This window comes from Microbispora bryophytorum (assembly GCF_043197435.1).
Taxonomy (GTDB): domain Bacteria; phylum Actinomycetota; class Actinomycetes; order Streptosporangiales; family Streptosporangiaceae; genus Microbispora; species Microbispora bryophytorum.
This window is the reverse complement of sequence record NZ_JBICTF010000007.1, coordinates 250,150-276,482: the sequence shown is the minus strand read 5'-3', so window position 1 is coordinate 276,482 and position 26,333 is coordinate 250,150. Positions and strand designations below refer to the sequence as shown.

Annotated in this window: 29 protein-coding genes; 12 read left to right on the top strand and 17 right to left on the bottom strand. The window is 72.0% G+C overall.

The annotated features are described in order from the left end of the window. Positions 1-316: 316 nt before the first annotated feature. Genes ACGFIB_RS25465 through ACGFIB_RS25455 form a run of 3 tightly spaced genes read left to right on the top strand, consistent with a single transcriptional unit; the run spans position 317 to position 4,650 of the window. Positions 317-2,878 (top strand): hypothetical protein, encoded by a 2,562-nt coding sequence (locus ACGFIB_RS25465; RefSeq protein ID WP_393375472.1) that lies wholly within the window; start codon positions 317-319, stop codon positions 2,876-2,878. 39 nt (positions 2,879-2,917) lie between these two features. Next, positions 2,918-3,898, top strand: coding sequence for a MinD/ParA family ATP-binding protein (locus ACGFIB_RS25460; RefSeq protein WP_357245354.1), 981 nt, complete (start codon positions 2,918-2,920; stop codon positions 3,896-3,898). Next, on the top strand, positions 3,898-4,650 hold the full coding sequence (locus ACGFIB_RS25455) for a hypothetical protein (RefSeq protein WP_142574739.1): 753 nt from the start codon (positions 3,898-3,900) through the stop codon (positions 4,648-4,650). The genes ACGFIB_RS25460 and ACGFIB_RS25455 overlap by 1 nt, the downstream gene beginning before the upstream one ends. 1,287 nt (positions 4,651-5,937) lie before the next feature. Here the strand turns inward: ACGFIB_RS25455 and ACGFIB_RS25450 are convergent. Continuing rightward, positions 5,938-6,447 (bottom strand): hypothetical protein, encoded by a 510-nt coding sequence (locus ACGFIB_RS25450; protein ID WP_393375469.1) that lies wholly within the window; start codon positions 6,445-6,447, stop codon positions 5,938-5,940. A 49-nt stretch (positions 6,448-6,496) separates the two neighbouring features. Here ACGFIB_RS25450 and ACGFIB_RS25445 point away from each other — a divergent pair, with 49 nt between their 5' ends. Together ACGFIB_RS25445 and ACGFIB_RS25440 are read left to right on the top strand one after the other, a co-directional pair. Continuing rightward, positions 6,497-6,946, top strand: coding sequence for a hypothetical protein (locus tag ACGFIB_RS25445; protein WP_393375466.1), 450 nt, complete (start codon positions 6,497-6,499; stop codon positions 6,944-6,946). A 10-nt stretch (positions 6,947-6,956) separates the two neighbouring features. Further along, complete coding sequence (locus tag ACGFIB_RS25440; RefSeq protein WP_393375463.1) at positions 6,957-7,244, top strand: CDGSH iron-sulfur domain-containing protein; 288 nt, start codon at positions 6,957-6,959, stop codon at positions 7,242-7,244. Here ACGFIB_RS25440 and ACGFIB_RS25435 read toward each other — a convergent pair. From ACGFIB_RS25435 to ACGFIB_RS25370, 14 genes are all read right to left on the bottom strand, one after another. Beyond that, complete coding sequence (locus tag ACGFIB_RS25435) at positions 7,193-8,389, bottom strand: glycosyltransferase (RefSeq protein WP_393375460.1); 1,197 nt, start codon at positions 8,387-8,389, stop codon at positions 7,193-7,195. The genes ACGFIB_RS25440 and ACGFIB_RS25435 overlap by 52 nt on opposite strands. Then, the gene (locus ACGFIB_RS25430; protein WP_393375458.1) at positions 8,386-9,459 is read right to left on the bottom strand and encodes an iron-containing redox enzyme family protein; all 1,074 of its coding nucleotides are present in this window, start codon (positions 9,457-9,459) and stop codon (positions 8,386-8,388) included. The genes ACGFIB_RS25435 and ACGFIB_RS25430 overlap by 4 nt, the downstream gene beginning before the upstream one ends. Further along, positions 9,459-10,196 (bottom strand): class I SAM-dependent DNA methyltransferase, encoded by a 738-nt coding sequence (locus tag ACGFIB_RS25425; protein ID WP_142574742.1) that lies wholly within the window; start codon positions 10,194-10,196, stop codon positions 9,459-9,461. The genes ACGFIB_RS25430 and ACGFIB_RS25425 overlap by 1 nt, the downstream gene beginning before the upstream one ends. 51 nt (positions 10,197-10,247) lie before the next feature. Beyond that, a complete protein-coding gene (locus tag ACGFIB_RS25420; protein WP_142574743.1) occupies positions 10,248-10,484 on the bottom strand; it encodes a hypothetical protein in 237 nt (78 codons plus the stop codon). A gap of 67 nt (positions 10,485-10,551) precedes the next feature. Beyond that, positions 10,552-11,001: a gas vesicle protein K gene (locus ACGFIB_RS25415; RefSeq protein ID WP_357262378.1), complete on the bottom strand. Its 450-nt coding sequence runs from the start codon at positions 10,999-11,001 to the stop codon at positions 10,552-10,554. After that, positions 10,988-11,308: a gas vesicle protein gene (locus ACGFIB_RS25410; protein WP_142574744.1), complete on the bottom strand. Its 321-nt coding sequence runs from the start codon at positions 11,306-11,308 to the stop codon at positions 10,988-10,990. Before ACGFIB_RS25410 ends, ACGFIB_RS25415 begins: the two co-directional genes overlap by 14 nt. Beyond that, complete coding sequence (locus ACGFIB_RS25405) at positions 11,305-12,276, bottom strand: GvpL/GvpF family gas vesicle protein (protein WP_357245367.1); 972 nt, start codon at positions 12,274-12,276, stop codon at positions 11,305-11,307. Before ACGFIB_RS25405 ends, ACGFIB_RS25410 begins: the two co-directional genes overlap by 4 nt. Further along, positions 12,269-12,748 carry a gas vesicle protein gene (locus ACGFIB_RS25400; protein ID WP_357245369.1) on the bottom strand — a complete coding sequence of 160 codons (480 nt, stop codon included), beginning with the start codon at positions 12,746-12,748 and terminating at the stop codon, positions 12,269-12,271. The genes ACGFIB_RS25405 and ACGFIB_RS25400 overlap by 8 nt, the downstream gene beginning before the upstream one ends. After that, a complete protein-coding gene (gene gvpO, locus ACGFIB_RS25395; RefSeq protein ID WP_357245371.1) occupies positions 12,745-13,206 on the bottom strand; it encodes a gas vesicle protein GvpO in 462 nt (153 codons plus the stop codon). Before gvpO ends, ACGFIB_RS25400 begins: the two co-directional genes overlap by 4 nt. 7 nt (positions 13,207-13,213) lie before the next feature. After that, positions 13,214-13,447, bottom strand: coding sequence for a gas vesicle protein GvpG (locus ACGFIB_RS25390; protein ID WP_142574746.1), 234 nt, complete (start codon positions 13,445-13,447; stop codon positions 13,214-13,216). 19 nt (positions 13,448-13,466) lie between these two features. Further along, entirely contained in the window at positions 13,467-14,258 is a 792-nt protein-coding gene (locus tag ACGFIB_RS25385; RefSeq protein ID WP_142574747.1) for a GvpL/GvpF family gas vesicle protein, read from the bottom strand. A gap of 1 nt (position 14,259) precedes the next feature. Beyond that, positions 14,260-14,676, bottom strand: coding sequence for a gas vesicle protein GvpJ (gvpJ, locus tag ACGFIB_RS25380; RefSeq protein WP_142574748.1), 417 nt, complete (start codon positions 14,674-14,676; stop codon positions 14,260-14,262). 151 nt (positions 14,677-14,827) lie between these two features. Further along, positions 14,828-16,309 carry an SRPBCC family protein gene (locus ACGFIB_RS25375; protein WP_393375451.1) on the bottom strand — a complete coding sequence of 494 codons (1,482 nt, stop codon included), beginning with the start codon at positions 16,307-16,309 and terminating at the stop codon, positions 14,828-14,830. A 5-nt stretch (positions 16,310-16,314) separates the two neighbouring features. Then, entirely contained in the window at positions 16,315-16,866 is a 552-nt protein-coding gene (locus ACGFIB_RS25370) for a hypothetical protein (RefSeq protein WP_357245375.1), read from the bottom strand. A gap of 332 nt (positions 16,867-17,198) precedes the next feature. Between ACGFIB_RS25370 and ACGFIB_RS25365 the strand changes: the two genes are divergently transcribed. From ACGFIB_RS25365 to ACGFIB_RS25340, 6 genes are all read left to right on the top strand, one after another. Further along, the gene (locus ACGFIB_RS25365) at positions 17,199-17,675 is read left to right on the top strand and encodes an Asp23/Gls24 family envelope stress response protein (RefSeq protein ID WP_191053592.1); all 477 of its coding nucleotides are present in this window, start codon (positions 17,199-17,201) and stop codon (positions 17,673-17,675) included. Then, positions 17,672-18,097: a hypothetical protein gene (locus tag ACGFIB_RS25360; protein WP_357245377.1), complete on the top strand. Its 426-nt coding sequence runs from the start codon at positions 17,672-17,674 to the stop codon at positions 18,095-18,097. The genes ACGFIB_RS25365 and ACGFIB_RS25360 overlap by 4 nt, the downstream gene beginning before the upstream one ends. Before the next feature lie 2 nt (positions 18,098-18,099). Then, the gene (locus tag ACGFIB_RS25355; protein ID WP_142574752.1) at positions 18,100-18,285 is read left to right on the top strand and encodes a hypothetical protein; all 186 of its coding nucleotides are present in this window, start codon (positions 18,100-18,102) and stop codon (positions 18,283-18,285) included. Beyond that, positions 18,282-18,644, top strand: coding sequence for an Asp23/Gls24 family envelope stress response protein (locus ACGFIB_RS25350; RefSeq protein ID WP_357245379.1), 363 nt, complete (start codon positions 18,282-18,284; stop codon positions 18,642-18,644). The genes ACGFIB_RS25355 and ACGFIB_RS25350 overlap by 4 nt, the downstream gene beginning before the upstream one ends. Beyond that, on the top strand, positions 18,619-19,227 hold the full coding sequence (locus ACGFIB_RS25345) for a DUF6286 domain-containing protein (protein WP_357245381.1): 609 nt from the start codon (positions 18,619-18,621) through the stop codon (positions 19,225-19,227). Before ACGFIB_RS25350 ends, ACGFIB_RS25345 begins: the two co-directional genes overlap by 26 nt. Positions 19,228-19,293: 66 nt before the next feature. Next, positions 19,294-19,869, top strand: coding sequence for an Asp23/Gls24 family envelope stress response protein (locus ACGFIB_RS25340; protein ID WP_357245383.1), 576 nt, complete (start codon positions 19,294-19,296; stop codon positions 19,867-19,869). 119 nt (positions 19,870-19,988) lie between these two features. On the opposite strand, the gene ACGFIB_RS25335 is transcribed toward ACGFIB_RS25340, so the two are convergent. Further along, positions 19,989-20,351 (bottom strand): DUF488 domain-containing protein, encoded by a 363-nt coding sequence (locus ACGFIB_RS25335; protein WP_142574756.1) that lies wholly within the window; start codon positions 20,349-20,351, stop codon positions 19,989-19,991. A gap of 191 nt (positions 20,352-20,542) precedes the next feature. Here ACGFIB_RS25335 and ACGFIB_RS25330 point away from each other — a divergent pair, with 191 nt between their 5' ends. Next, a complete protein-coding gene (locus ACGFIB_RS25330; protein WP_393375445.1) occupies positions 20,543-21,673 on the top strand; it encodes a GH12 family glycosyl hydrolase domain-containing protein in 1,131 nt (376 codons plus the stop codon). A 68-nt stretch (positions 21,674-21,741) separates the two neighbouring features. Here ACGFIB_RS25330 and ACGFIB_RS25325 read toward each other — a convergent pair whose 3' ends face one another. Next, entirely contained in the window at positions 21,742-25,998 is a 4,257-nt protein-coding gene (locus ACGFIB_RS25325; protein WP_393375640.1) for a discoidin domain-containing protein, read from the bottom strand. Positions 25,999-26,333: the final 335 nt, after the last annotated feature.

Here is a 26,333-nt window from a genome sequence, read left to right as displayed (position 1 = left end):
TGAAATGCCAGGCCACCCGCCCTGTAGGGCGGTTAGATCGAGCATGATCCGCAAGTTCTCCAGACAAGTCCGGAGACGGTAACGGTGCTGCGACTGGGCCCCTTTCGGATGACCATATCGGTGTTATTTGCGGCTTATCCTCAACTCATGATTTCTCTGGTTCTTTTCCTTCCCAACACATCGCAGTCAGTCTAAGATCTCGTTCTATGTATCGGTATGCATCAAGATTTCCTGTTAGGCAAGTGCACTGCCTAAGTCGCAGGGATGCTCTGGCCGAACATGACGCCGTCGTCATCCCCACTCCGATCCGGTGCGCATGAACCCGCCCATCGGGGATGTGACGCTCGACCCCGGCCGGGGGATGGCATGGGTGGACGAGCACGGCGCCCACCTCGTCGACTACGCCTCCGGTCACCTCGACTCCGGCCCCATGCTCGCGGCGGTGATCGCGGCGCTGGAGTCGTGTGCCGCCCGCGAACGGCCCGGGAACGTTTCAGACCGGGCCTGGCTGCTGTCCGCGCTGCGCCGTGAGGTCGCCACCGGCCCGGGGCGGGGGTTCCTGCCCGGACCCGGTACCGGCGGGCCCGACCACCTCGCGGTGCGGCGCGCGTGGCGCCTGGCCGACCCCTTGGGCGCGGAGACGCTGCTCCTGCTCTACCGCCACGAACTCCCACTTCGGGATCTCGTGTACGTGCTCGCCCTGCCGTTGAAGGAGGCCGGCCGGCTCATCGCGCGTACCCAGGATGTGGTGGAGATCCTTGTGAGCGGACTGGACGGTCTCGCCCGGGGCCGGCCGATCTGCCCGGAGATCGGCCCGCTGGCCGCCGCCGTCTTCCCGGACGAGCGCGGCGAGGCGGCCGACTTCGGCGCCGCCCGTACGGCGCTGCTGCGGCACATCGTGACCTGCGTGGTGTGCAAGCGGCCCATCAACATCCGATACACCGTTCCGCAGATCCTTTCCCGACCTCCGGTCGCCGACCTCACGGCCGAGACCAGGCAGCGACTCCTGGACGCCCTGAGCAGGGAACGGTCCGCCCCGGCGGAGCGGGCGGGGCACCGGCCTCCCCTGTCGTTCGGCATGCCGCTGTCCGCTCCCGTGGACACGGCTCCTCCCGTGGACGTGGCGCCCGCTCCTGCTGTTCCCGCGCCGGCGTTCCCCGCGTCTCCGGCCGCCCCGCCGCCGGTGCCGCCCGGCCGATCGCCGGCCGTGTCCCATGAGGAGTCCCGTCCGCCGTTCCGGGAGGACGGGAAGGACAGGCAGGACACGAGACCCGGCCACCTGGTCCCGCCCGCACAGCCGGAGGCGCCGCGTCCCGCCGGCACTGTGGGGGGCACTGCGGCCGGTGCTGCGGGAGGCACTGCGGGAGGCACCGTGGGAGGCACTGCGGCCGGTGCTGCGGCGGGTACGGCGGGCACTGCGGCGGGCACTGCGGCGGGCACCGTTGCGGGTGCTTCGGCGGGCACCCTTGCGGATGCTTCGGCGGGCACGGTGGCGGGTACTGCGGCCGACACTGCGGCCGGCACCGTTGCGGGTGCTGCGGCCGGTGCTCAAGCGGCCGCTCAGGCCGGTGCTCTGGCGGGTGCCGGGCCCGAACTGCCGGAGCGCCCGGTGCGGGCCATCTCCCAGGAGGACACCCAGCCGAGCCTGCCGTGGACGCCGGGAGCGTTGAAGTCACGCGGCGCGCAACGGCCCAATCCGTTCCCCAGGGCGTCGGGCACGACCGGCTCACCGGGGTCGCGGGGCGCGACCGCGTCACCGGGGTCGCGGGGTGCGGACTCGACTGGTCCAGGCGGTCCAGGCGGTCCAGGTGGTCCAGGTGGTCCAGGCGGTCCAGGCGGCCAAGGCGGCCAAGGCGGCCAAGGCGGCTCGGCCCGCTACTCGGAAGCGGCAGGGGCGGAGCGAGGGGCGTACCCGGCTTCCGGAGAGGGCGCCGCGCTACCGCCGGGGCAGGACACGCCTCTCTACAACGCGCTGCTCTCGCAGATCAGGGCCAGGGAGGCCCTGGCGCACGCCGCCGAAGCGGTCCCCGCCCCCGCACTCGCTTACGTCGCCGATGCCGACGCTGTCGCCGACACGGCGGGGGAGATGGACCTCACCCACAGGGCGCCCGCCGGTGCGCAGATCAGGATCGTCGAGGTCCTGGCCCGGGTCGGCTCGCTGCTGCGGGCGACCGCCCTCCGGATCGTCATCGTCGTCATCGCGGGGGCGGCGGGGACCGTGACGGGAATCAACCTTCTCGCTCCTGCCCCCCAGTCCCACAAGGGGTCGCTGGAGGCGAGCGTCGCCCAGGCCTCCGCCGATCCGGCGGGAACGGGGACGGGCGCGAACTCCTCGGCGGCCGGCCAGACGGACGGCGCTGCGGCGGGCGAGGGCACCACGAGCACGGTCTCGGGCGCGCCGCAGGCCACGGTGACCGCGACCGCCGCAGGGGCCGCCACCGCCGGGGGCGCCGCGCAGTCCGGCGGGCAACAGGGCACCGCGGCTGGCGACACCGCGGACGGGGGCACTGCGGACGGGGGAGCCGCGAAGCCCGGCGGACAGGGCGCCGCTCCGGACACCTCCACATCTCCCGGCGCCTTCCTGATGGGGGCCTGGGGTGTGCAGGCGCCGTCCGTCGTCACACTCGACGCGTTCGGGAGGGGGACCCTCACTCTCTCGACGACCTCCGGAAAACCCGTGAAATGGCGGATATCGGCTCCCGGCCTGATGGTCGAGCCGTCCAGTGGAACGCTCAAGCCCGGGCACACCGACGTGCTCACCGTGCGCGCGTTGCGCGTCCGCTACTGGTGCGGGGTCCCCTCGCCCGTGACGGCGTCGCTCGAACTGCACGCCCCGAAAGGCAAAGGCACCGCCACCGTGCGATGGAGCACCTGCTGACCGCCTCCGTTTCCTCCCGTCCTCGGTGAAAGGACCCCCATGACCGAGATTCGCACTTCGGTGCCGACTCCCGCCGAGCAGTTCCCGGAGAGTGTGCCTCTCACGGCAGAACATCTGTTGACGAACCGCCGCATAGAGCCCACCGGCGGATGGCGGCGGCTCGTCTACCAGCTCTCCGGCGGCCGGATCATCCCCTCGGAGTCGGCGGCGGAGCTGGAACGGCGCACGCTGATCGCCCAGGCCCAGACGCCCGTCGCCAGCGGTCACCACAGGATCGCCGTCATGAGCCTGAAAGGCGGGGTGGGGAAGACCACGACGACGGCGGCGCTGGGCAACACCCTGGCCTCGCTGCGCGGCGACCGGGTGATCGCCATCGACGCCAACCCCGACAGGGGAACGCTCGGCATCAAGGTCAAGTCGGAGACCGCGGCGACGATCCGGACTCTGCTGGCCGAGGCGCCGCACATCGTCCGGTACGCCGACGCCCGCGCGTTCACCTCGCAGTCGTCCGCCCGGCTGGAGGTGCTCGCGTCCGACACCGACCCGGCCGTCAGCGAGGCCTTCGACGCCGAGGACTACCGTACGGTCGCCAATCTGATCGAGCGTTACTACTCGATCTGCATCACCGACTGCGGCACCGGGCTCCTGCACGGCGCCATGGGCGCCACGCTGGAGCTCGCCGACCAGATCGTGCTGGTCACCATGGTCGCCGTGGACGGCGCGAGCTCGGCCGCCGCGACCCTCGACTGGCTCACCGCCCACGGCCACGGCCACCTCGTCAAGAACGCCATCGTCGTGCTGAACGCGGTCGAGCCGAAGTCGCACGTGGACGTCGACCTGCTCGAACGCCACTTCGCCGGCCGCTGCCGCATGGTGGTGCGGGTGCCGTTCGACCCGCATCTCAAGGAAGGCGCGGAGGTCGACCTGGCCCGGCTGCGGCCCACCACCCGCGGCGCGTACCTGCGCCTCGCCGCGGCTGCCGGGCAGGCGTTCACGCAGCGGACGGACCGGAGCAAGTAGTGGGACCGGTCATCCCCGATCCGGCGCTCGACTGGGACCTGGGACCGCCGCGACGGTGGGATCCCCGGCACCTGGTCGTCGCCGTCGCGGGAGTCGTCACCGTCATCGCCGTCGCGGTGATCGTGCTGCAGACCCGGCACGCGGAGGCGCCGTCCATGCCGGCGCGCGTCGTCGCGCCGTCTGTCGCGCTGGCGGCGCCGACCGGTCACGAGGGCGACGGAGGCTATCCGGTCGGCTTCCCCCAGACCGAGATCGGGGCGGCGTCCGCCGCAGCCGCCGCCCTGGAGGCCGCCTGGACGCTCGACGTCGGCCAGGCGGAACAGGCGGCCGCGCTGTACGCCCCGCCGGACCAGCGTGAGGCGGCACGCGAGGGTGCTCGCGACGCCGTACGCGGCTGGCGGGAGACCCTCGGCCTTCCCCCCGAAGGCCGGCTTCCCGCCGGGGCGGCCCTGCGGACGCAGACGATCGGCGTCCAGTGGAAGGTCCGCTCCGAGAACCAGGTGCAGGTCGCCGTCCTGGTGCAGGTGACGGCGACCACGGGCGCCGGTGCCACCGGCCCCGTCTACTCCAGCCCCTACGCCATGAGCCTGCTGATGGCGTGGAAACCCGATATGCGCGGTGCGGACAAGGGCGACTGGGTGAACATCCCCGACCCGACGCCCCCGTCCGTGCCCGCAGCCGCTCTCCCAGGGACGCCCGAGTTCGCCGCGGCGGGCTGGAAGTCCCTCATCGGTCCCCGGCCCACTCCCTAGATCGAGGAAGAGCCTCATGACCCCCCGAATGTCCTCCCGGCGCGCCACCCTGGTCTCCGGCCTGCTCCTGGCCGCGGTATCCGCGACCGGTGGTGCCGTCGTCGCACAGCCCTGGGCCGCCGTGGCCGAGCCCGGCCGGGACGCCCCCCCACCGATAGACGGCGCCGCCCCCCTGGCCGCGCCCACCTCCGACGAGCCCGGCCACCTCTCGTCGTCCTCGTCTGATTCGGCGCCGGCTTCCTCGTCGGGCGGCTCCGGCGGCGTGCGTGACCGCGCGCGCGACGACGTTCGTGACGACGCGCGCGACGCCGCCCCTGACAGACAGACCTCGGTCGAGGCCGGCTCGGGTTCCTCCGGCGGCTCGTCCGACGTGGCCCACGACTCCTCCGACGCCCCGCACCGCTCCTCGCGTGGTTCCGATGGAACGTCGGATGCGGAGCGGAGCTCGTCAAACGGTCCGGGCGATTCGTCCGGCGCGGCGCACGACGACTCCTCCGAGCACACCGCGGACAGATCCGACGACACCACGATCCCGCCGCGCCGTGCCGCCGACGAGCCCGACGGTGCCAGGAACGCGTCGCGCGGCGCCGGGGGCGCGGCGGATGACGCCGCCCCTGACAGACGGACGACGGTCAAGGCCCACGCGGGTGCCTCCGGCGGCTCGTCCGATGCGGCCCGTGACTCCTCCCGTAGCTCTGACGGCTCGTCGGAGAGGTCGCACGAGTCCGCCGGATCCTCCTCCGGCTCGTCCCGCCGCACCCAGGGCACCGGTTCGGGCGGCACCTCCACCCGCGACAGGACGGCCCACGCGTCGCGTGATCAGGACCGCCAGGGCCGAAGCTCCGCTACAGGCGGCCGGGTGACTCGTGAGACCCGTGGACAGGGCCACCGGTCAGGGCGGACCAATGCCGACCGGCCGGCCGGCACCTCACGGCACACCGGCAACAGCCGCGCCGAGAGCTCCGCCCCGCCGCGTCCGGCCACTCCGCCTCCAGCCACTCCGCCTCCGGCCACTCCCGGTGGTACGGCGACGCCGCCGGTGTCCTCGCCGCCGGCTCCCCAGCGGCCCGTCCCCACCGCGAGCAGTGGTCCCATGATGAGGGCCCTGTCCGCGCCGGGGGCGCTGAGCAAGCCGGAGCCGAACGGCGGGCCGAGCGCGGCGGCGGCTCCGACGCCGACGGCGGGCGGTGCCACCGCGACTCCCGGCCCGACCGGACAGAGCAGCCAGACCGGCCAGGCCGGACAGAGAAGCCAGGCCGGACAGGCTGGTCAGGCCGGACAGGCTGGTCAGGGAGCGTCGGCGCCGACCGCGAGCAGCGCGCCCACCGCGACGGCGACGCAGAAGGCGGCGGCGCGAGACGCCGCTCCTGCGACTCCCGCACCCACCGCGAGCGGCGCGAGCGCGCCCAAGGCGGCCAGCGCGAGCCCGATACCGCAGGCCAGCCCCCAGGTGACCGTCTCGGTGGGTGTCTCGCCCACCCCGGGATCCACGGCGAGCACGCAGCCAAGCTCCACAGCCACAGACAAGCCGACCGACAAGCCGACCGACAAGCCGACCGATAAGCCGACGGACAAGCCGACCGACAAGCCGACCGATAAGCCGACGGACAAGCCGACCTCGAAGCCGCAGCCCACGGACAAGCCGACGCCGAGCGACAAGCCGACGCAGCAGCCTCCGGCGCCCAAGCCCAGCGCGACCGTCACCTCGACCGCGCTTCCCGCCGCCGATCCGCCCGCCGTCCCGCAGGCGGGCGGTACGCCGCCGACAGGGACGGCCCCTCCGCCCGTGACGCCCACGTCTCCGACGGTTCCCACGGTTCCCACGGCTCCCACCGGTGCCGCGTCCGTGCCGACGTCCTCGGGCAGCCCGGTGTGGGGGATTCCCGCGCCGTCGCTCACCGGCCCGTCCGGGACGGCGCCGCTTTCCGCGGGCGGGCAGCCGCCTACCGCGCCGATCGTGATCCCGGGGTATCTGCCGCTGCCGCCGCTGGTCGCCGAGGCGCACGACCGATGCGGGGACGACGGCACGGCCGGCTGCTGGAGCCTGGCGCCCTGGCGGAGCCGTACGTCCGGGCACTCCCACGAGTTCGGCGGCGGGCAGACGAGCGACACGGCGACGCCACGGTGGGCCTTCGCCCCGCCGAGTGCGAAGTCGGGTGTGCCCAGCCCGTCGGGCGTGCCCGGCGCGTTCAGCGCGCCGTTCGCCGGGTTCGCACTCGCGGCGGAGGAATCCGGCGCGGGCCGGGCCGGATGCTGGGCCTTCAGCCCCTCCGCCCACTGCGCGAGATGGGAATGACCGTGCGCCGTTGACCACGTGTTATGCCGTCGTCGTCCCGGGCAGGCTGCACCACATGGAGCACATGGCGGAGGACCCGGCCACGACGACGGCGGTCACGGTGACGCCCTGCGAGGACGGCCCGCTGCTGGTGCGCGGGCCGTTCACGCTCATGACGCAGGACGGCCGGCGCATCGATCCCGGCCGGGCCACGGTGGCGCTGTGCCGCTGCGGCCGGTCCTCGGCCAAGCCGTTCTGCGACGGCTCTCACAAGGCGGCCGGCTTCCAGGCGACGAGCGAGCCCGATCCGTCCGGCTGACGAGGCCCGGCCGTCGCCTGGGAAGGCCCGGCCCGGAAGGGCCGGACGTTCACAGCGCCCGGAGGCGGACACAGTGCCCGGCGGCGGATCTGGCGCGTCGAGTGCGCGGCGACCCGCAGGCGCCGCCCCGCGTACGGCACGCCGCCGCGCGCGAACCTGGCGGCCAGGGCCGCCCAGCTGCAGGTGGCGCGTTCGAGCACCCAGACCGGTGCGAACAGGCTGGTCGCGGCGGGGAAGATCCGGCGGCCTCCGGCGCGGCGGCGTCCGATCTCCGCCAGGCCGACCGCCGCCACCGCGCCCGCCGCGACCAACTCCGGCCGGCGTCGCCACAGAGCCGCGCCCACGCATGGGAGGACGGCGAGGAAGGCCGCCATCCGTACGGGTTGCGCCAGGTCGTCGTACGCCTGCCGGACCCGCTGGGACCAGAACCGGCGGGCGCCGGGTGGCAGGCGCCGGACATACAGGTCGAGCGGGCGGACTTCCCGGCCGCCGTGGGCACGGACCGTGCGGATGAGCTCCAGGTTCTCGAACAGCACGTCGCCGTCGTAGCCGCCCATCTTCTCGAACGTCGACCGGCGTACGCCGAAAGTCCCCGGATAGTCCGCCCCGAGGAGGCCGCGGTTGAGCAGGGTGCGGGCGCTGTCCCAGCGGGCGTGCCAGGGGAGCGGGTGGAAGTGGTTCTGCGGGCGGACGAGGTCGGCGTGGCCGAGCAGGGCGTGGACCCGGGCGAGCCCACCGGCGTCGTAACGCACGTCGTCGTCGGCGATCACGACGTGCTCGCTCCGGGCGCGGCGCATGCCGGTGAGCACGCCCGCCACCTTGCCGTTCGCGACCGTCAGGTCGTCGTCGGGCCGTACGTGCTCGGCGATGCCGCGCCACAGGCGCGCGTGCCTTTCGAACAGCGGCGACGGCGAGCCGTCGACCACCACGATCCGGGCGTGCCGGGACAGGCCGCGCAGGTAGCCGGTCAGCTCCGCCAGCCCGGCGTCGTCGTGCCAGCGCAGCGGCAGCACGTAGTCGATCCGCGCCGCGCCGGGGCCGGACGCGGTGGCAGGGCCGGGCGCGGTGGCAGGGCCCGGCGATGTGACGGCGCCCGGCCTTGTGACGGGGCCCGGCTCGGGCGGGCGGCGGCCGTGCGTGGTCATCGAGTCGTCACCTCGGCGTCGGCCCGCCACAGGGAGGTACGCCCCTCCCGCCACCGGCCCAGCAGGTGCTCCGCGAAGAGCCGGTCGAGGGTCAGCGCACAGGCGGCGCCGTACAGGATGTCGCCGGTCATGGCGGGGTGTTGCGCGGCGAACGCGCCGCACATGTCGTGCACGGCGATCTGCTCGTGTACGGCGTCGGCCTGCACGTGCTCGTCGTAGTAGCGGCGCGCGCCGGCGTCGCCGCCCAGCCGCCGCAGGCCCTGGCTGTAGCGGCGGTTGGGGAGCGACGAGGTCATCTCGAAGGCCGCGAGGTGCCCGAGGAGCGCGGCCCGGTGATGGCGGTGCAGCCCGAACAGCGACATGACGTTGCTGATCGCCAGCGTCACACCGGGGACGCTGCCCAGGTAGGCGCCGTAGGAGTCGTCGAGGCCGAGCCCCCGCATGGTCGCGCGGAACAGCTCGGCGTGCATGCGCTCCGGCCTGCCCCCGCCGTACTCGTCCGACTGGATCTCCACCAGCGCGGCCTTCGGCCGCCCGAGCAGGCGCGGGATGCCCCACGTGTGGGGGTCGGCCTCCTTGAGCTGGTAGATCGACCGGTGGACCACGAACTCGCGGAACTGCGCGGCGTCGCCTCTCCCGCGCAGGTAGGCCGACAGGGAGGGGCCGTCGTCGGCCGCCACCAGCGCCGCCAGGGCCCGGGGCACCTCCCGCGGCTGCGGAGCGGGCGGGCGGGGCACGCGCCGGGCCAGCCACCCCTCGAACCACGTCTCCAGGCGCTCCCGCAGGGCCAGCACCGACGGGTTCCACTCCCAGCGGTCGTCGACGCCGTCGAAGCCCTGGTAGTGCAGCTCGTAGCAGACGAACAGCGCGAGCTGCGCGTCCTCCTCGCTGCCGGATGAGCCGTCGCACGGGTCGCACGGGTCGTCGCACGGGTCGCCGGATGGGCCGCCGGATGGGCTGCACGGGCCGCCGTACGGATCGGCGGGCGGCGGGTCGAAAGCGTGCGGCGGCCGGACCAGCTCCGCGAAGAGCCGGTCGGTGAGCGGGCCTCTGGGCGCGGGCAACTGCATCAGCTCTCCATCGAGCGGTAGACGGACACGTGGGCACGGCTGTCGTCGGTGAAGGCGGCGCCGGACCAGTCGGCCCAGCGGTGCTCGCGCGCCATCCCCGCGAGGCGGGCCATGAGGTCCAGCTCGCACGGCCAGGCGTAGCGGTGGTTGGCCGGCAGCAGCCGAAGGCCGTCCGCGGTCATCCGCAGTTTCGTCGTGTGCATGAACTGCTCGGCCGGGCACAGCCGGGCGGCCTCGGCGACGACCTCGTCCTCGCCGACGGTCAGCAGTCGCAGCGACGTCCGGTCGCGGAAGATCGCGGGGTCCGGCACCCACGCCTCGATCACGAAGCGCCCCCCGGGCCGCAGGTGGGCCGCCGCGTTGTGGAAGCACCGCACCTGGGCCTCCTGCGAGGGCAGCGCGAAGACGGTGTTGAAGGCCAGCAGGACGAGCGCGAACCTCCCCTCCACCCGAACCTCGGAGAAGTCGCCTACCGTGACCGGAATGCGGTCACCGCCGGGCTTGTCGCGCAGGACCGCCACCATGTCGGGCGACCCGTCGACACCCGCCACGGCCAGGCCGCGGGCGGCGAGGGGGAGCGCCAGCCTGCCGGTGCCGATCCCGAACTCCAGGACGGGCCCTCCCTCGGCCAGCCGGAAGACGCGCTCGACCGCCGGGCCGGTCGGCAGGTGCTCCACCATCTCGTCGTAGACGTCGGCGATCGTCTGCCCGTACGCGGACGCATCGAACTCCCCCATACGCTCCCCCCAACACGACCGGCACGCGCTGTGGGCCTGCCGGTCGGGCCGTCACGCACCCAGGTCGCGGGCGATCGTGTCGAGCCGGTCCGCGAGCTCGCCGAGCCGCCGGTCGTCCACCGGGCCGTCGCCCAGCAGGCTCTCCAGGTCACGCCGGCCGACGATCACGACGCCCTCGGCGCGCGACTCCGGCACGACCTCACACCGCCCGCCCACCAGCACCAGCGTCGCGTCGGGCGACGGCGACTCCAGCAGCGCCCGGACCTCGTCACGGCCGACGACACTCATGACATCCCCTTCCGCCCCGATCGGTCCCCTCCGCCTACCCGGGCGACCTGGCCGTACACGCTCGCGCTCACGGTGCGTCGGTGGGCAGCAGCGTGCCGAGGGGCCCCAGGTCGAGGTTGAGGTCGGCCGGTGAGACGTCGAATCGCTCGCACAACTCGGTCATGGCCTCTTCCAGGCGCATCAGCGTCAGGCCGAGCGTCTCGACCTGCTCGTCGGACAGGTCGCCCTGGTCCATCCGCCGGATGGCCTGCCGTTCCACGAGCTGGCGCACCAGCTCGACGAGCGTCAGCACGAGACGGCTCAGGTCGCGCCGCACCGCCTCCGGGTCGGTGTTCATCCGCCAGGGGCTGCCCCTGCCGGCTTCCGCGCCCTGCTCCCACCGGTCCTGCTCCCACCGGTCTTTCTCCCGCCGGTCCTGCTCCCGCAGATCCGGGCCGCCCGCCTCGGTCTCCACGCCCATCCGCCAGGGCCCTGCCGCGGTGTCCCGCGGAGCGCTCCTGGCCTCACCACCGCTCATCGCCACCCTCCCTCCTGCCGTGGGCGCGATCGTCCGGTGCCCGCCCGCCCTCCGCGTACGGCTCGCCGAGCGGGTCGAACGGCTCGGTGCCGTGTACGGAGCCGAGCAGCGCCCGCAGGGAGATACGGACGAGGTCGATGTCGGCGATCGACAGCACGATGTCGCCGGTGATCACAACGCCGCCGGCGAGCAGCCGGTCGAGCAGGTCGACGAGCGCCACACGTTCGGGCGGCAGGCGGCCCTCGGCGGCGAGGGTCCCGCCCCGCGGCCGCTCCGGCAGGTATGCCGGGGTCCCGCCGGGCGTCATCGCAGGCCCCCGGCGCGGCCCGCCCCGAGGTCGATCGAGGTGAAGGAGTAGGGCGCCCACGGGCCCGTGAGCTCGACGTCCAGGAACCGGTCGCGGTAGCCGCCGAGCACCGCGGCGAACTCCTCCTCGCGGGCCGGATCCACCAGGTAGGCGCCGTTGAGCACCATCGACTCGCTCCGCCCGGACAGCTGGGGGTCCTGCGGGCGGTGGCGGCGGCTCGCCACGGCGACCTGTCCCAGCTCGGCGTGCAGGAGCTCGGCCCGCTCGGCCGCCGCGCGCCACAGGTCCTCCCTGTCGCGCAGGCTCTCCTTCTTCCGGCGCAGGTACGCCAGGCCGGGGCTCTCGCCACCGGAGGCGCCGGCGCTGGCGGTGGTCGTGGCGGCGGTGGCGGCGGGCGCGGGAGAGGGGGGCGGCGTGTCCCGGCGCAGGTAGGCCTTGACGCCCCACTCCCGCCGTCCCGCGACATGCGACAGGATCTCCGCGAAGTCGTCGTGCCGCCGGTCGAGGAGATCGCGGACCTGCTCCTCGCCGGTGTAGACGGTCACGAGGCGCACGGGTGCGGCCGGCCCGGCCGCCGCCAGCGCCTCGACGACCCGGTGGTGGGCGCGCGCGACCCCCTCCACCCATTCGAGGTCCTCCAGCGAGCGGCGCAGCGGTTCCTCGCCGAACCGGTCGAGGGGCACGTCGCTGACGTGGGCCACCAGCCCGCCGTGGGAGATGGTCCGCATGGGGCCGTCCATGACGCCGCGCAGGTCCCGAGGGGGCTCCCCTCCGGGCGTCACCGCGTACAGGTAGACCCCCTGGCCGGGGCCGCCCGGAGCGGCGGTCTCAGGGGTCGCGCGCGGGTCGTCAGGGGGCGCCTTCTGCGGCGGGGCGGCGGGAGCGGCGAGGCGACTCCCGCTCACGGCCGGGTGGCTCCCGCTCACGGCGGGGTGGTTCTCACTCACGGCGGGGTGCTTGTCATTCACGGCCGGGCTCCGTTTCGCCGAGGCGGCCGAGCCGCCGGGCGCGGTCCTCGGCCTGGCGGTCACCCCGTCGCTCGTGCGCGTGGTCGCCCGGGCGTTCTCCGGCGCGCTCGCCCGGTTCGAGTTCGGTCCGCTCCTCCCAGGCGAGCAGGCGCTCCTCGACCGCGTTCAGGCGGTCGCGGAGCCGGCGGTTCTCCTCGGCCAGTTCGCGGTCCCTGCCGCTGAGCCACGGGTCGCGCTCCCACCAGTCGATGCCGATCTCCCGCGCGGTGTCGACCGAGGCGATGACCAGCCGTAGCTTGATCGTCAGCAGCTCGATCTCCAGCAAATTCACCTTGATGTCGCCGGCGATCACGATGCCCCGGTCGAGCACGCGTTCCAAGATGTCGCCCAGGTTGGTCGACTCCCGGCCCACAACGGTCGACGGCGCGTACGACGACTCACGCAGGATGGGACGCGAGGGGGGATCGGTCATAGCCCACCGCCGTAGGCGCCCGCGCCGCGCCGGTAGGTCCGGGTGCGCCGGTAGGACATCAGATTTCCCTCGTCGTCCACCTGGCACTCGTAGATCGACAGCATGTCGCTGGTGGACGGGATCCTGCGGTCCTCGATGACCTCGATGTCCACCAGCCAGCCGTTCTCCACGGGTTCCACCGACGTGACCCCCTCCGTGTCCTTGGAGGTCAGGTCCGCGATGTAGCGCAGGCCGAGCCGTCCGGCGGACACCGCGTTCAGCGCGGCCCGGCGCCGGCGCGGCCCGGCAGCGCGGGCATCATCCCCGCGCGCATCCCCACGCTCACCGTTGCGCTCGTCCTCGTCTTCGCCCTCGGATTCGTCGTACGGCCCTTCCTCCTCGACGGGCATGCTCGAGGAGGTCCGCCGCTCGTACGGCGCGGCGTCCTTGTCGTAACGGGCTCTCCGCCGGGGAGGCATGCGACGATCACCCCCTCCGCGGGCCGCTCATGAGCCTGAGGACCTCTTCCACGGCCTGGGCCTCCTCCTCTTCGGAGATCTGGCCCGAGCGTCGGGCCTCCTCGATGGCCTCCAGCCGCCGCCGGACCGCCGCCGGATTCCGCAGCTCGTGCTCGACTTGCTGCTGGATCAGCTCGCCCAGCCGGATGACGCCATGGACCGGGGCGAGCGGCCAGGTGAACAGCATGCTGATCAGTCCCACGGCGGCCTCCTCCCATGAGTCAGGTGGTGACGAAGTCGTATGGCGCCATCGGCCCGAGCATCTGGACCTCGACCCGGTTTCCCCACTCGGAGCGCAGCTCCCCGACGGCGCGTTCGAAGTCGGCCTGGCGGTCGTTCTCCACGAGGAAGGCGACATGTGCGGCGTCCCGCTCGTGGCTGGGGTCCCGGACCACCGCGCCGGCGGTGAAGGGCTCGAAGCGCCCGACGACGGCCCGGGTGTCCGCCTCGCGCTTCGCGGCGATGATCTGCGTGATCAGCTCGCCGAGGCGGATCCGTTCGTTGCGGGTCACGTCTTCCGGCAACTGCCTGATCCGGTCGCGCAGCTGCCTGGCCTCGGCGTTCTCCGTCAGCACCTCGACCAGCACCGGCTGCTCGGCGTACCGCGCCTTGAGGACGAACTGGGTCCGGCCTTCGATCTGCTTGAGCGCGGCCGCGAACGAGTCGTGGTGCGGGGCCAGCAACTCCTCCACGACCGCTTCCGGCGTGGTCATCACGGCGCCGAACCGCATTGGGAGCACGGGGACCTCGGCCGCGGCCTCGTCGAGCAACTGCTCGTGGGCCACCAGGTCCGATGCGCGGCCGAGGGGGCGGTCCACGTCGATATCGCTCACCAGCGCGGCGATCTCACCGTGCCTGATGATTTTGACCCGGCCGGGAGGATCGCCCACCCCGATGGCGTCCTCGCTGATCTCCACGTCCTCCGGGAGGATGCCGTAGACGTAGCACGCGGTGTTGCGCGGGGGAGCCTCGGCCCGGTCGCCCGCCCTGGACTGCCTGGTGGAGCCCGTCATCTCAGTCCTCCTCCCGTCGACGCCGGCGGGCACGCGGGGCTGGTTCCTCCGCGGCGTAGCCCTCCCTCAGGTCCTGCAGCTTCTCTCCGGCAGCCTCCAGCACGCCCTGGACCACGCCCTTGGTCTTGCCGCGGGCGATGCTCTGGGGCGCGCTCGACAGGAGGCCGGGCAGCCCCGGCTGCTGGGACGCCAGGTCCAGCCGGTTCACCGCCTCGGCGAACCGGAGATAGGTGTCGACGCTCGCGATGACGACACGCACGTCGATGGTCAGAATCTCGATGCCGACCAGTGAGACCCGTACGTAGGCGTCGATCACGAGGCCCTTGTCCAGGATCGTGTCAATGACGTCGGCCAGGCCCGATCCCGACGACCGGCCCGGCAATCCGCCGCCACCCGCCGGTGGAACGGCTACCGTCATGCGCTTCCCCTCCTCGATTTCCCGTCGTGTTTCCGATCACTCGTTCCGCCCGGCGCCGTCCCGGGCGCACGGGCGGCTGCTCCATGTGTTGCTCGCTATGGCGTGCCTGCTCTCCGGCGCCTGCTCTTCGGTGTCTGCTCTTCGGTGTCTGCTATTCCGGGGATCGGCGGCGCCGGACCAGGGGACGGCGGCGCGCCGGCTGCTCCTCGGCCTCGCCCGTCTTCTCGGTCCCCTCGCCTCTGCGGGGCTCGTCCCTCCGGAGCTGTTCGCCTTCGCCCCGCTCGGCCTCCGCACCGCGCCGCCTGGCCGGTGCCCGCGCGCCGCGCTCCTCCGGCTCGTCTTCGCGCCCGCGGGTGGCCGACGGCCCAGTACGTCCGGTACGTCCGGTGCGTCCGGCCGCCTCGGCGCCCGCGTATGCGGGTCTGCGCGCCCGCTCGGGCTCCTCCTCTTCCTCTTCCTCTTCCTCCTCTTCGTACGGCTCCTCCTCGGCTTCCTCGTGCTCCTCGGGAGCCGCTTCCTCGGCTGCTTCCTCGTGCTCCTCGGGAGCTGCTTCCTCGCGCTCCTCGGGAGCCGCTTCCTCGCGCTCCTCGGGGGCCTCCTCGCCCCGCTCGCGGCCCTCACGTTCGCGCTCCTCGCGCTGCGCCGTCTCGTGGTCCTTGACGACCTCGCTGTCGCGGATCTCGCCCCGCCAGCCCTCGATCTCGTCGGGACGCAGCAGGGCGTTGGTCATGACGTGCCGTCTGAAGTGCTTGAACTCGAGCCGGACCCGGCGGCCCTGGGCTCGCCACAGGTTGCCGACACGCTCGAACAACCCCTGCGGGTGATACTCGACGACGAGCAGGACCCGGGTCAGTTCGGGAGTGATCTCGTGGAAGGTCACCGAGCCGTCCGGGAAGCCCTTCGGCCCCTGCGACCGCCAGACGATCCTGCTGTCGGGAACCTGCTCGACGATCGTCGACTCCCACGTGCGGTGCGACCAGAAGACCTGGGCCTTCCACCCGAGCTTCTCGTCGGACTTCTGCTCGACGGTCTCGACCTTCTTCATGAAGCTCGGAAAGTCCTCGAACTGCGTCCACTGGTTATAGACCAGGCGAAGCGGCGCGCCGATGTCGAGCGACTCGACGATGTTGGTGACCTTGAGCTTCTTGCCCTTGCCGCCCTTGCCTCCGCCGCCGAACAGGCCCTTGATCTTCTCCTTGCCGTACGCCATGATGGCCGCGCGTACGGGGTGGCCGCCCCCGCCGCCCTCGGTCAGAGCGCTGAGCAGGCCGCCTCCACCCGTCACGCCGAGCCGGTCGGTCACCGACTTGAGCAGTCCCCGGGCGTTCCGGCCGCGGGTGAGGCCGCCGAGCAGCCCGCCGAGCGCCTCCCGCCCGCCGCTCTCTTTCCCGGTGAGTGCGCTGAACAGCCCGGCGCCGCCGTGCTCCACGTAGTCGGTGAGACGGCCGGCGAGACCGTCGATCTTCTCGGTGACCCGGGACAGGGCGCGCTCGGCCACGGCCGTGGAGAGGTTCTGGAACTCCTGTCCGAGTCGTTGCGTGGGCAGCGCCCCTTCGTCCGGCGCCCGTGTGCCCTGTGCTCGCTCTGTCTGTGCTCGTTCCGTCTGGGCCCGTTCCCGCGTCTGTTCGGTCATCGGTCTCACCTCTTCCGAATCACGGGACGGCTGGGACGGATCCGGGGACGGCGTCGCTCCTCGGGTTCGGGCTCCTCGGCCTTTTCCTCGGACGGCTCCTCCTCGTACTCCTCTTCCTCCTCGTAGGCCTCTTCGGGCTCAGGCTCGCGCTGCGGTGGGCGGCGGCGGGGCACCCGGCGGCGGCCCTCCTCCGGCCGCTCCTCCTCCGCTTCCTCCTCCGCGGCCCGGCCCCGGCCCTTGGGCTGCCGGAGCGCCTCGGCGCGTTCGTGCAGCTTGTCGCTCAGGGAGTCGATCTGGCGGCTGGTGGCGCGCATGGCCGCCGCCTTGCCGACGTCCAGCAGGTCTCCGCGCACGCGCTCGGTGATTTTGCCGAGATCGGGGGCGGCGCCGCCCAGGATCTTGGGGACCTGTTCGAGCAAGGCGCCGGCCGCTCCCTCTCCCTTGAGGCGGGCGGCGAGGATGGCCAGCGCGAGCATCAGCGCCAGGCGCAGCTTGTGGTGCCGGCCGAGGTAGTAACCCGCGATGACAGCCAGGGCCACCTTCAGTCCGTCTTTCATGATCGCGCCTCCTACTGGCTGTCCCTAAGCGCCGTTCCGGTCATCCGCCCATCTCGCCGTCCGGCGCTGCGATCCGACTGAACGGTATGAATGCCCTAGACGTGCACAGAAAAACTCAATCCGGTATATAGCGGACAGTTTTGGCCAGACTTGATCCCGTTCTTAGGGCCGTCCGTTCCGACCCCCGCCGGGCTCGCCGGCCTTGGTGTGTTGGAGGGGTTTCAATAACCCAACCTCGCCTCACCTCGGATGATTACTGTGCGCAAACCGGGTATCACGGTCGTACATCGGCGTAAGCGGTGCGTACCGTGCGCTGGAAGCGGGGGAGTCACATGACCGAGACCAGAACGTCGACCGCGACCGTCGAGCCGGCACGCGGGCGGTCCCTTGGGACGCAGGGCGGCTCCGGCCTGATGACGGAGCGGGGCCGCACTACGATCGCCGACGAGGTGGTCGCCAAGATCGCCGGCATGGCGGCCCGCGAGATCGACGGAGTCCACGACTTCGGCACCGGCACGGCCCGCGCGTTCGGCGCCATCAGGGGCGCGCTCGGCGGGGAGGACGGCGTCACCCGGGGCATGTCGGTGGAGGTCGGCGAGCGGCAGGCCGCCGTGGACATCCACCTCATCGTCGAGTACGGCGTCGCGATCCCCGATCTCGCGCAGGCCGTGCGGAGCCATGTGATCCGCGCGGTGGAACGCATGTGCGGGCTGGAGGTCACCGAGGTCAACATCGCGGTCGACGACGTCCACCTGCCGAGGCAACAGGAGCCGCAGGCGCCCGAGGACGGGGAGCCGCGGGTCCAATGAGCGCCTTCCCGGAGAACGCGGGGGCGGAACGCGGCGGCCGGCGGGTCGCGGTGCCCGAGGGGGCCGGGACCGGCTCCCCGGGCGGCCCGCCGCCGGAGCGGGATGCCGGAGCGGACCGAGAAGGCGAGGAACTCGGGGTCTCCGCCCGCAGGATCGCGGACCGCGTGCTGTCGTGCCCCGACGTCGCCGACCTGTCCCGGGGACCGTTCGGCGTGGTCGCGACGTATCTGCCCGGGGGTCTCGTCCCGGGCGTCGCCATACGGGACGACGTCGTCGAGATCGACATCGTCGCCCGGTACGGCAGGCCGCTGCCGGAGATCGCCGACCTGGTCCGCGACGCGATCGGCGGCCTGGCCGGCGGTCGCAAAGTGGATGTGACGATCGCCGACGTGGTCACAGACGACGGCGGAAGGAAGGAATGATCATGCAAGGCTATCCGGTCTGGGGGATCGCGGGGCTGCTGTTCGGCACGGTGCTGGGGGTGGTCGGGGCCTTCGGCGGCCTCAGCGCGTTCATCATCGTCCTGGTCCTCGGCATCGTCGGGTTCCTCGTCGGCCTGGTGCTCGAAGGCGGCGTACACCTGCCGCAGATGCACCCGAGAAGACAATGAGCGTGCCCACCGCGCACGGGACGACGACGATCTCGGACCGCGCCTTCACGAGGATCGCCGAGCAACTGGCGAGCGAGGACGAGCACGTGACCGGCCTGCCGCATGTGTCGGCGTCGGTGTCCGGGGCGGTCTCGGCGGTCCACTGCGATCTGGCCGTGCGTTATCCGGCGCCGGTGCCGCGGCTCGCCGCGAAGATCCGCGAGCATGTCCGGCGGCGGCTGCGCGAGCTGACCGGCATCGCCGTGGAGAACGTGGACATCGAGGTCGTGAAGCTGGTGCCCGAGCGGAAGTCCGAGGGGAAGTCCGGTCGCAAGCACGAGCGGAGGGGTGGCGATGAGCGAAGGCCGAGGCCTGCCTGAGAGGGTGCCGCGCTTCGTCCCGATGCGAGGGTTCGCAGAGGGGGGAGCCCGCCGGGCCTTCCGGCCCAGCCGGGGGCTGCCGGCCGCGGTCGCCGCGCTCGCGCTGCTGGGGATCGGGGGTCTCACCGCCGTCCACGTGGTCTCCGCGCTGCTGGGGCTCCCCGTCAAGCTCGTGCCGTACGACCAGTGGGCCCGGTGGGCGAGCACCACGGCCTGGGACGACGGCCGGGTCCTCGCGGTGGCCTCCGCGCTGACCCTGCTCGGCCTGGTGCTGATCCTGATCGCGGCCGTTCCCGGCAGGGGCCGGATGGTCGCGCTGCGCACCGGGGACCCCGACCTGGTGGTCGGCCTGCCGCGCCGCGCACTGGCGCGGGCACTGAGAGCCAGGGCGAACGAGGTGGACGGCGTGCGCGATGCCGGGGCGCGGATGTACGGCTGGCACGCGGACGTTTCGGTCCGGACGGACCTGCGCGACACCGCGGCGCTCGGAGAGCGCGTGCGGGCGGCCGTGGAGGACGAGCTGGCCCGGCTCGCCCCCGCCCACCACGTCGCGCTGCACCTGCGCGTGCACGGCCCGTCCTAGACATAGACAGAGGTCAGGACCCGTGAGCGCGTGCACGGCCCGTCCCAGGCGAAGGAGGCAGGACCCGTGAAGACGAGATCGGGCAAGGGCAACCGGACGGGGCTGGCGCTGTTCGGCCTGGTTCTGCTGGCCGCGGGCGGCCTCGCGCTCGCGCGGGCGCTCGGCGCCTTCGGCGATGCCGCCGCGCGGGAGCCGGTGGTGGACGCCGGGGCGAGGAACCTCGCGACGACGGCGCCGTGGTTCTGGCCGGTCGTGGCCGCCATCGCGTTCGTGATCGGGCTCATCGGGCTGGCCTGGCTGCTGGCGCTGCTGCGGGTCGACCGGCCGCGGCGGCTGCGCCTGGAGTCGGGTACGACCGGGGTCACCGAGGTCGACGCGCATCCCGCGAGCGAGGCCCTGGCCGAGCAGGTCAGCGCTTACCCGGACGTGCGCAGGGCGCACGCCGTGCTGCGCGGCCCGTCCGACGACCCGCACCTCGACCTCGGCGTCTCCGCCGTGGAACCGGCCGACCTGGGGGCACTGGTCACCCGGTTGCACGAAGAGGCCGTCCCGGACCTGCGCACCACGCTCGGCCTGCACCGCCTCCCGGCGATGGTCCGGCTCAACCTCACCGGCGGCCGCCGCACCCGCGAGGTCCACTGAACGCGCCCGCCGCGGTGGGCGGCACGCCCATGGGACGCGGCGGCCCGGCCGAGCCGGATCACGGGAGCAGCGGATCACTGCGGCGGCGGATCACTGCAGCGGTTGATCCCAACGGCCGATCACTGCGACGAGCGGCCGGACAGGACCTCGGCGAGGACGGCGGCCTGGCTGTGCCCGGCGTCCCTGGTCGCGGTGAGCAGGGTCAGCGGGCCGCTCTCCATGAGCCGGCGCAGCCGGTCGAGGGCGGCCTGCCGCTCGGGATCGTCCAGCTCGGCGAGGTAGCGGGTGCGGAACTCGGCGAACCTCTCGGGGACGTGGCCGTACCAGGTGCGCAGGGCGCCGGACGGCGCGACGTCCTTGACCCATTCGTCCAGGTGCGCGGCCTCCTTGGTGAGGCCGCGCGGCCACACCCGGTCGACCAGCACCCGTGTGCCGTCCCCGGGCGCGGGATCCTCGTACACGCGGCGGACCGTTACGGACATGGCGCCCACCTCCTCCTGCCGCCATACTCCCCGGTGGAGGGTGCCGCACGCCGGTGTACGGCAGCCGGACAGCACGTGTGACTGAAAGTTTCACTTTCCGTAAGGGCATTGTCGCTGGTCGGGATTTCGTCCAAGTTGTCGATTAAATCCGCCCGTGTTGCCGTACTCGTCCCATGTCTATGGTCCGGGACATGAGGATGCGAATGATCACGGCGGGCCTCGCCTTACTCGGCTCGGTCGCCGCGTCGCTCGTCGTCGGTCAGGCGGCGCACGCGGACACGACGATCTGCGAGAAGTACGGCAGCACCACCATTCAGGGCGGCAAGTACGTCGTCATCAACAACGTGTGGGGGAGCAACGCCCCGCAGTGCATCAATGTCACGAACTCCGGCTTCACCGTGACGCAGGCGGGGCACAACAACACGGGCGGCACCCCGGCGGCGTACCCGGCGATCTACGCCGGCTGCCACTACGCCAACTGCTCCAGCGGCAGCGGCCTGCCCCTCCAGGCGAGCAACAGCCAGTTCAACACGGTCCAGACCAGCGTCAGCATGAGCTACCCCGGCTCGGGCGTCTACGACGCGGCCTACGACATCTGGTTCGACCCGACACCTCGCAAGGACGGCCAGAACACCGGCGCCGAGATCATGGTGTGGCTCAACCACACCGGCTCGGTGCAGCCCGTGGGCTCCCGGGTGGGCACGGCGAACATCGCCGGAGGCACCTGGGACGTCTGGGAGGGCAACATCGGCTGGAACGTCATCTCCTACGTCCGCACCTCGCCGACGAACTCGATCAACTTCGCCGTCCGCTCGTTCTACGACGACGCGGTGAACCGCGGGTACGCCCAGCGGTCGTGGTACCTCACCAGCGTCCAGGCGGGATTCGAGCCCTGGATCGGCGGCGCCGGCCTCGCGGTGAACAACTTCTCCTACAGCATCGGCGGCGTCGTCCAGAGCCCCTCGCCGACCCCCACCGCCTCGCCGACCGGCGGCAACGGCAACGGCGGCGGCGCCTGCCGGGTGAGCTACAGCAAGAACGAGTGGCAGGGCGGCTTCACCGGCACCGTGACCGTCACCAACACCTCCTCTAGCGCGGTGAACGGCTGGAACCTCGGTTTCTCCTTCCCGAACGGCCAGAAGATCACCGGCTACTGGAACGCCGACGTCACCCAGAGCGGATCGTCGGTGACCGCGAGGAACCTGTCGTACAACGGGTCGATCCCGGCGGGCGGGAACACCCAGTTCGGCTTCCAGGGCACCTGGAGCGGCTCGAACGGCGACCCGACCGGCTTCACGCTGAACGGCACCCGCTGCTCCTGACCCCCTGACACCCCCCAAAAAAGACGGCGCCGCCGGAGGGACGTCCCTCCGGCGGCGCCGTCACGTCATCAGGGGTTGACGTTGATCGTGAAGGTGGACGTCGTGTTCTTGATGTCCTGGTAGTTGTCGCTGAGCTTCAGGTTGTCGAAGGTCACCGACCCGACCGCCGGTCCCTGGTCGGGCTCCGGCAGCTCGTTCGCCCAGAGGCCGAAGCCCGACTTCGCGTCGAACGCGTCGCCGCTCTTGTGCGCTCCGGAGATCGAGATGTTGGTGAAGACGGTGTCCTTGATGGGGTTGACCGGCCGGCCGCCGAGGTACTGGGTCTGGAACATGATCCCCGAGTACGTCGGATCGACGATGTCCACGTTGCTGACCCGGATGCCCTGGAACACCTTCGAGGCGGAGAACAGCCAGATCGCCGGGAAGGTCTGCTGGCCCCAGAAGTGGCCGCCCGCGCGGATGATCGAGATGTTGTCGAAGACCGTGGGCGGGCTCGCGCCGAAGCCGTTCATCGGGTAGCCGAAGTCGAGCGAGCTGATCGTGATGCCGGAGTAGGTCAGGGTGTCCGCGATGTAGATGTTCCTGAAGGTGTTCGCGTACCCGCCGTACACCGCCAGGCCCGCCGCGCGCCACGGCAGGATCGCGGTCAGGTTCTCGTAGACGTTGTCCTTCTCGTCGGCGCCTCCCGCGTCGATGGCCGAGAACAGCGCGAAGCTGTCGTCGCCGGTCGTCCTCGCCTCGTTGTTCGCGACCAGGTTGCCGGTGCTGCCGTTGGTCATGTTGACGCCGTCGGCGAAGGTGTCGCGGATCCGCGAGTTCCTGATCGTGATGTTGTCGGTGTTCGCGCCCCAGTACATGCAGACCTGGTGCTCGACCCAGATGTTGTCGATCGTCATGTTGGCGACGTTCTGCCAGTCGAACACCTTGCCCGGCCCGTCGATGCGGCTGGTGTAGTTGCCGAAGTAGGCGAACCCGGAGAACGTCGAGCCGTTGGCCGACGACTCCGCCCGGAAGCCGATGTCGGTGTTCTCCTGCGCCGGCGGCGCGTGGAACCGGGTGAACCACGGCCCCGCGCCGACCACCTTGACCGCCTTGCCGTACACCTGGAACTTGCCCGACGTCTGGTAGTCGCCGGGCGGCAGGTAGACGCCCACGAGCGTGCCCGCGGTGTCCATCCGCACCTTGTCGAGCGCGTTCTGCACGTCCTGGTGGGTGAACCCGGTCGGTACGGCGTACGTCGCGGGGTCGAGGTTGGGGATCGCCGACACCTGCTCCAGGTTGACGAAGTCGATCGCGTACGTGGAGGTGTTGGCGGCGTCCTTCTGCAGCCGGATCTTGCTGCCCTTGGGGACGGTCGTCCCGAGCAGGACGTCGGCCTCGTCGTAGATGTGCCGCGGGGCGCCGGCGCCCGGCGAGTTGCCCGGGCCCGCCTCCGGGCCGTACAGCCACGCGTACTTCGAGGTCAGGTTGACCGCCTTGAGGAAGCTGCCGTTGACGTAGACGTTCAGCGTGGCGTCGGTGCCGCCGCCGCCCGCCGCGTCAGGGATGGAGAAGCGGGTGACCAGGGTGTTCGTGTCGGCCCTGGTCGTCCACTCCACATAGCTGCCGGTGGTGGTGAGCCGCACGGCCTTGCGGCCGGACGCCTCTCCGGCCAGGTCGCCGATGGTCCGGTTCGGGCCGACCACCGTCGCCCCGCCGCCGGTCACGCCGTCCTCGGCCTCGTACATGTCGTACGGCATGTTCGCGCCGCGGCCGACGAAGAACGGCAGCGTGGAGGTGTTGTCGGCCTGCTTGACCGGCAGCTCGTTCGCGTCGGTGGCGAGCACGGTCTTCACGGTGTACCTGCCGTTGGCGGCCGTCCACGTGCCCAGGGTGACCGGGCCGGTGGTGGACCCGGCCGCGATCGCGCCGCTGTAGGAGCCGGTCAGCGTCCTGACCACGGCGCCCGAGTCGTTCGTGATCGTGAGCGTGACGCCGTGGGCGCCGCCCGCCGAGGCGACCGTGCCCTGGTTCTTGATCGCGACGGTGAACGTCACCGTGCTGCCGGCGGCCGGGTTTCCGGGCGACCAGCTCACCGGTGAGGCCACCAGATCGGAGCTGTCCACCGGCTTCACGACCAGCGGCGAGGAGGCGGTGAAGGCGTTGTTGGTCTCGTTCTGCTCGATCACCGCGTTCGACTCGTCGACCTTGGCACTCAGCGGGTAGCTGCCCGCGTCGCGCTGGCCGATGTTCGCCGTCACGGTGGCCGAGGCGCCGGCCGCGAGCGCGCCGACCGAGGCGGTGCCCGCCTTGGTCCCGCCCAGGTAGAAGTTCACGGAGGTGGCGGCGGAGCCGAGGCTGCCCGCGTTGCGCACCGTCGCCGACAGCGTGACGGCGTCGGTCTCGGCCGGGGACGCGGGGGAGGCCGACAGGGAGGTGACGGTCAGGTCGGGGTTGGGCGCGGGGGAGCCGATCACCTGGAACTCGGCGACCTGCCCGGCCGGGGCCCCGGAGTTGGCGGTGAACCTGAGCTGCACGTCGGCGACCGTGCCGGAAACGGGGATCGTCACCGTGTTGCCGCTCGCCGGGTTGAAGGTGTAGGTCGCCGCACCGGCCAGGGTGGCGAACCCCGAGGTGCTCTGCTCGCGGCCCAGCACCTGGATCGTCTGCGTACGGGTGGACCAGGCGGCGTCGGGGTTGAGCTTGAGCACGACCGCGCTCACGACCGCGTTGGCCCCGAGCTGGACGGTCAGCGTCTGCGGGTAGGAGCCGCCCGCGCCCTCCCAGTAGGTCGCGACGTCGTTGTCGTTCGCGTTGGTCGCGACGTAGGTGAACGTGGAGGAGGAGGCGGTGATCGGCCTGCCGACGGCCATGTTCGAGCCGCCGCCCGAGCCGTTGCGGGTGACGGTGTTGCTGGTGATCGACTCGTTGCCGGCCGCGTCCCTGGCCCGCACGTAGTACGCCACGGTGGCGCTGGTGGGCTGGCTGTCGGTGTAGGTCGTGGTGTTTCCGGCGACGCTGCCGCGCAGCACGTTGTTCGCGTAGACGTCGTAGCCGGTGACGCCGACGTTGTCGGTGGAGGCGGTCCAGGTGAGCCTGACCTGCCCCGGCGTGGTCTCGCTGTAGGCGAGGTTCGAGGGGGCGGTGGGGGCCTGGGTGTCGCCGGTCGCTCCGTTGCGGGTGACCGTGTTGCTGTTGGCCGACTCGTTGCCCGCGGCGTCCCTGGCCCGCACGTAGTAGGTCACGGTGGCGCTGGTGGGCTGGGTGTCGGTGTAGGTCAGGACGTTCCCGGCGACGCTGGTGCGCAGCACGTTGTTCGCGTAGACGTCGTAGCCGGTGACGCCGACGTTGTCGGTCGAGGCCGACCAGGTGAGCCTGATCTGGTTGGAACCGGGCTCGGTGTAGGCGAGGTTCGAGGGCGCGGTCGGAGCTTGGGTGTCACCGGTGGGGGCCGGGCCGTACACCTCGAACTCGGAGATCTGCGCGGCCGGCCAGGCGGTGTTGGCGGTGACGTTGATCCGGACGTACCGGACGCTGGCGGTGGAGAAGGTGATGGTGACCGTGTTGCCGCTCGCGGGATTGAAGGCGCGGCCCGCGGAGGCGGCGAGGGTGGAGAAGTTCGTGCCGTCGGTGCCGCCCTGCACTGCCAGCGTCTCGGTGCGGGCCTCCCAGGTGGGCGGGAGCTTCAGCACCACCTTGTTCACCGCGGTCGAGGCGCCGAGGTCCACCTGGAGCCATTGGGGGAAGGCGTTGTTGGCGCTCTCCCAGTAGGTGGCCTGGTTGCCGTCGTTGGCGTTGCCCGCGCCGTAGACGTCGGCGTGCGCGCTCTCCTTCATGGTCTTGCCGAGCGCGAGGTTGCCGGAGGCGGTGGCCGCGCCGTACACCTCGATCTCGGACAGCTGCGCCGCGGACCAGCCCGTGTTGGCGGTGACGTTGATCCGGACGTACCGGGTCGTGGTCGCGGTGAAGCCGATCGTCACCGCGTTGCCCGAGCCGGGGGCGAAGGAGCGGCCGGCCGAGCTCACGATCGTGCTGAAGGAGGACCCGTCGGTGCTGCCCTGCACCGACAGCGTCTGGGTGCGGGCCTCCCACGCCCCCGGCAGTTTGAGCACGACCTGGTCGATGCTCGTCGCGCTGCCGAGGTCGATCTGCGCCCATTGGGGGAAGGCGTTGTTCGAGCTCTCCCAGTAGGTGCCCTGGTTGCCGTCGTTGAGGTTGCCCGCGACGTACGGGCTGTTGCCGCTGCTCGCGGTCGCGGTGCGGCCGGCGGCGAGGTTGGGGCCGCCGGCGGCGGAGGCGGGGGAGAGGGGCGCGGCCACGGCGAGCAGGCAGGCCGTGGCCAGCACAGCGATCAAGCGCAATAACGGGACATGCGTTTTCGACATTTGCGTTCCTCTGTCCGGCAGGAACCGACCGGCGAATCATCCGATCCGCGGTCGCGGGGGGATTTCGGAGATCGGGGCTCGCTGGGGTCGCGGCGGCGACCGGTTGCCCACTGCCGTGGCCGACATCACCTCGTGTCCTTTCACGCGAAAGGTGACGGTGGCGGGGCGCACGGACGCAGTGCTTCCTGCCGGAACTTGCGGAGAACCGCAAACTCTCGATTTAGAGCTGCAAATTATTCACATCAGGTTGCCCAGATGTTACATAGGGGCCATCGTGCCGTCAACGGGTCGGTAAA

Excerpts from the sequence above, each read along its gene's own strand:
- ACGFIB_RS25465 (WP_393375472.1), top strand. The coding sequence starts at position 317 with ATGAACCCGCCCATCGGGGATGTGACGCTCGACCCCGGCCGGGGGATG.
- ACGFIB_RS25460 (WP_357245354.1), top strand. The coding sequence starts at position 2,918 with ATGACCGAGATTCGCACTTCGGTGCCGACTCCCGCCGAGCAGTTCCCG.
- ACGFIB_RS25435 (WP_393375460.1), bottom strand. The coding sequence starts at position 8,389 with ATGACCACGCACGGCCGCCGCCCGCCCGAGCCGGGCCCCGTCACAAGG.
- ACGFIB_RS25430 (WP_393375458.1), bottom strand. The coding sequence starts at position 9,459 with ATGCAGTTGCCCGCGCCCAGAGGCCCGCTCACCGACCGGCTCTTCGCG.
- ACGFIB_RS25425 (WP_142574742.1), bottom strand. The coding sequence starts at position 10,196 with ATGGGGGAGTTCGATGCGTCCGCGTACGGGCAGACGATCGCCGACGTC.
- ACGFIB_RS25420 (WP_142574743.1), bottom strand. The coding sequence starts at position 10,484 with ATGAGTGTCGTCGGCCGTGACGAGGTCCGGGCGCTGCTGGAGTCGCCG.
- ACGFIB_RS25415 (WP_357262378.1), bottom strand. The coding sequence starts at position 11,001 with ATGAGCGGTGGTGAGGCCAGGAGCGCTCCGCGGGACACCGCGGCAGGG.
- ACGFIB_RS25410 (WP_142574744.1), bottom strand. The coding sequence starts at position 11,308 with ATGACGCCCGGCGGGACCCCGGCATACCTGCCGGAGCGGCCGCGGGGC.
- ACGFIB_RS25400 (WP_357245369.1), bottom strand. The coding sequence starts at position 12,748 with ATGACCGATCCCCCCTCGCGTCCCATCCTGCGTGAGTCGTCGTACGCG.
- gvpO (WP_357245371.1), bottom strand. The coding sequence starts at position 13,206 with ATGCCTCCCCGGCGGAGAGCCCGTTACGACAAGGACGCCGCGCCGTAC.
- ACGFIB_RS25385 (WP_142574747.1), bottom strand. The coding sequence starts at position 14,258 with ATGACGGGCTCCACCAGGCAGTCCAGGGCGGGCGACCGGGCCGAGGCT.
- gvpJ (WP_142574748.1), bottom strand. The coding sequence starts at position 14,676 with ATGACGGTAGCCGTTCCACCGGCGGGTGGCGGCGGATTGCCGGGCCGG.
- ACGFIB_RS25375 (WP_393375451.1), bottom strand. The coding sequence starts at position 16,309 with ATGACCGAACAGACGCGGGAACGGGCCCAGACGGAACGAGCACAGACA.
- ACGFIB_RS25370 (WP_357245375.1), bottom strand. The coding sequence starts at position 16,866 with ATGAAAGACGGACTGAAGGTGGCCCTGGCTGTCATCGCGGGTTACTAC.
- ACGFIB_RS25365 (WP_191053592.1), top strand. The coding sequence starts at position 17,199 with ATGACCGAGACCAGAACGTCGACCGCGACCGTCGAGCCGGCACGCGGG.
- ACGFIB_RS25360 (WP_357245377.1), top strand. The coding sequence starts at position 17,672 with ATGAGCGCCTTCCCGGAGAACGCGGGGGCGGAACGCGGCGGCCGGCGG.
- ACGFIB_RS25355 (WP_142574752.1), top strand. The coding sequence starts at position 18,100 with ATGCAAGGCTATCCGGTCTGGGGGATCGCGGGGCTGCTGTTCGGCACG.
- ACGFIB_RS25350 (WP_357245379.1), top strand. The coding sequence starts at position 18,282 with ATGAGCGTGCCCACCGCGCACGGGACGACGACGATCTCGGACCGCGCC.
- ACGFIB_RS25345 (WP_357245381.1), top strand. The coding sequence starts at position 18,619 with ATGAGCGAAGGCCGAGGCCTGCCTGAGAGGGTGCCGCGCTTCGTCCCG.
- ACGFIB_RS25335 (WP_142574756.1), bottom strand. The coding sequence starts at position 20,351 with ATGTCCGTAACGGTCCGCCGCGTGTACGAGGATCCCGCGCCCGGGGAC.
- ACGFIB_RS25330 (WP_393375445.1), top strand. The coding sequence starts at position 20,543 with ATGAGGATGCGAATGATCACGGCGGGCCTCGCCTTACTCGGCTCGGTC.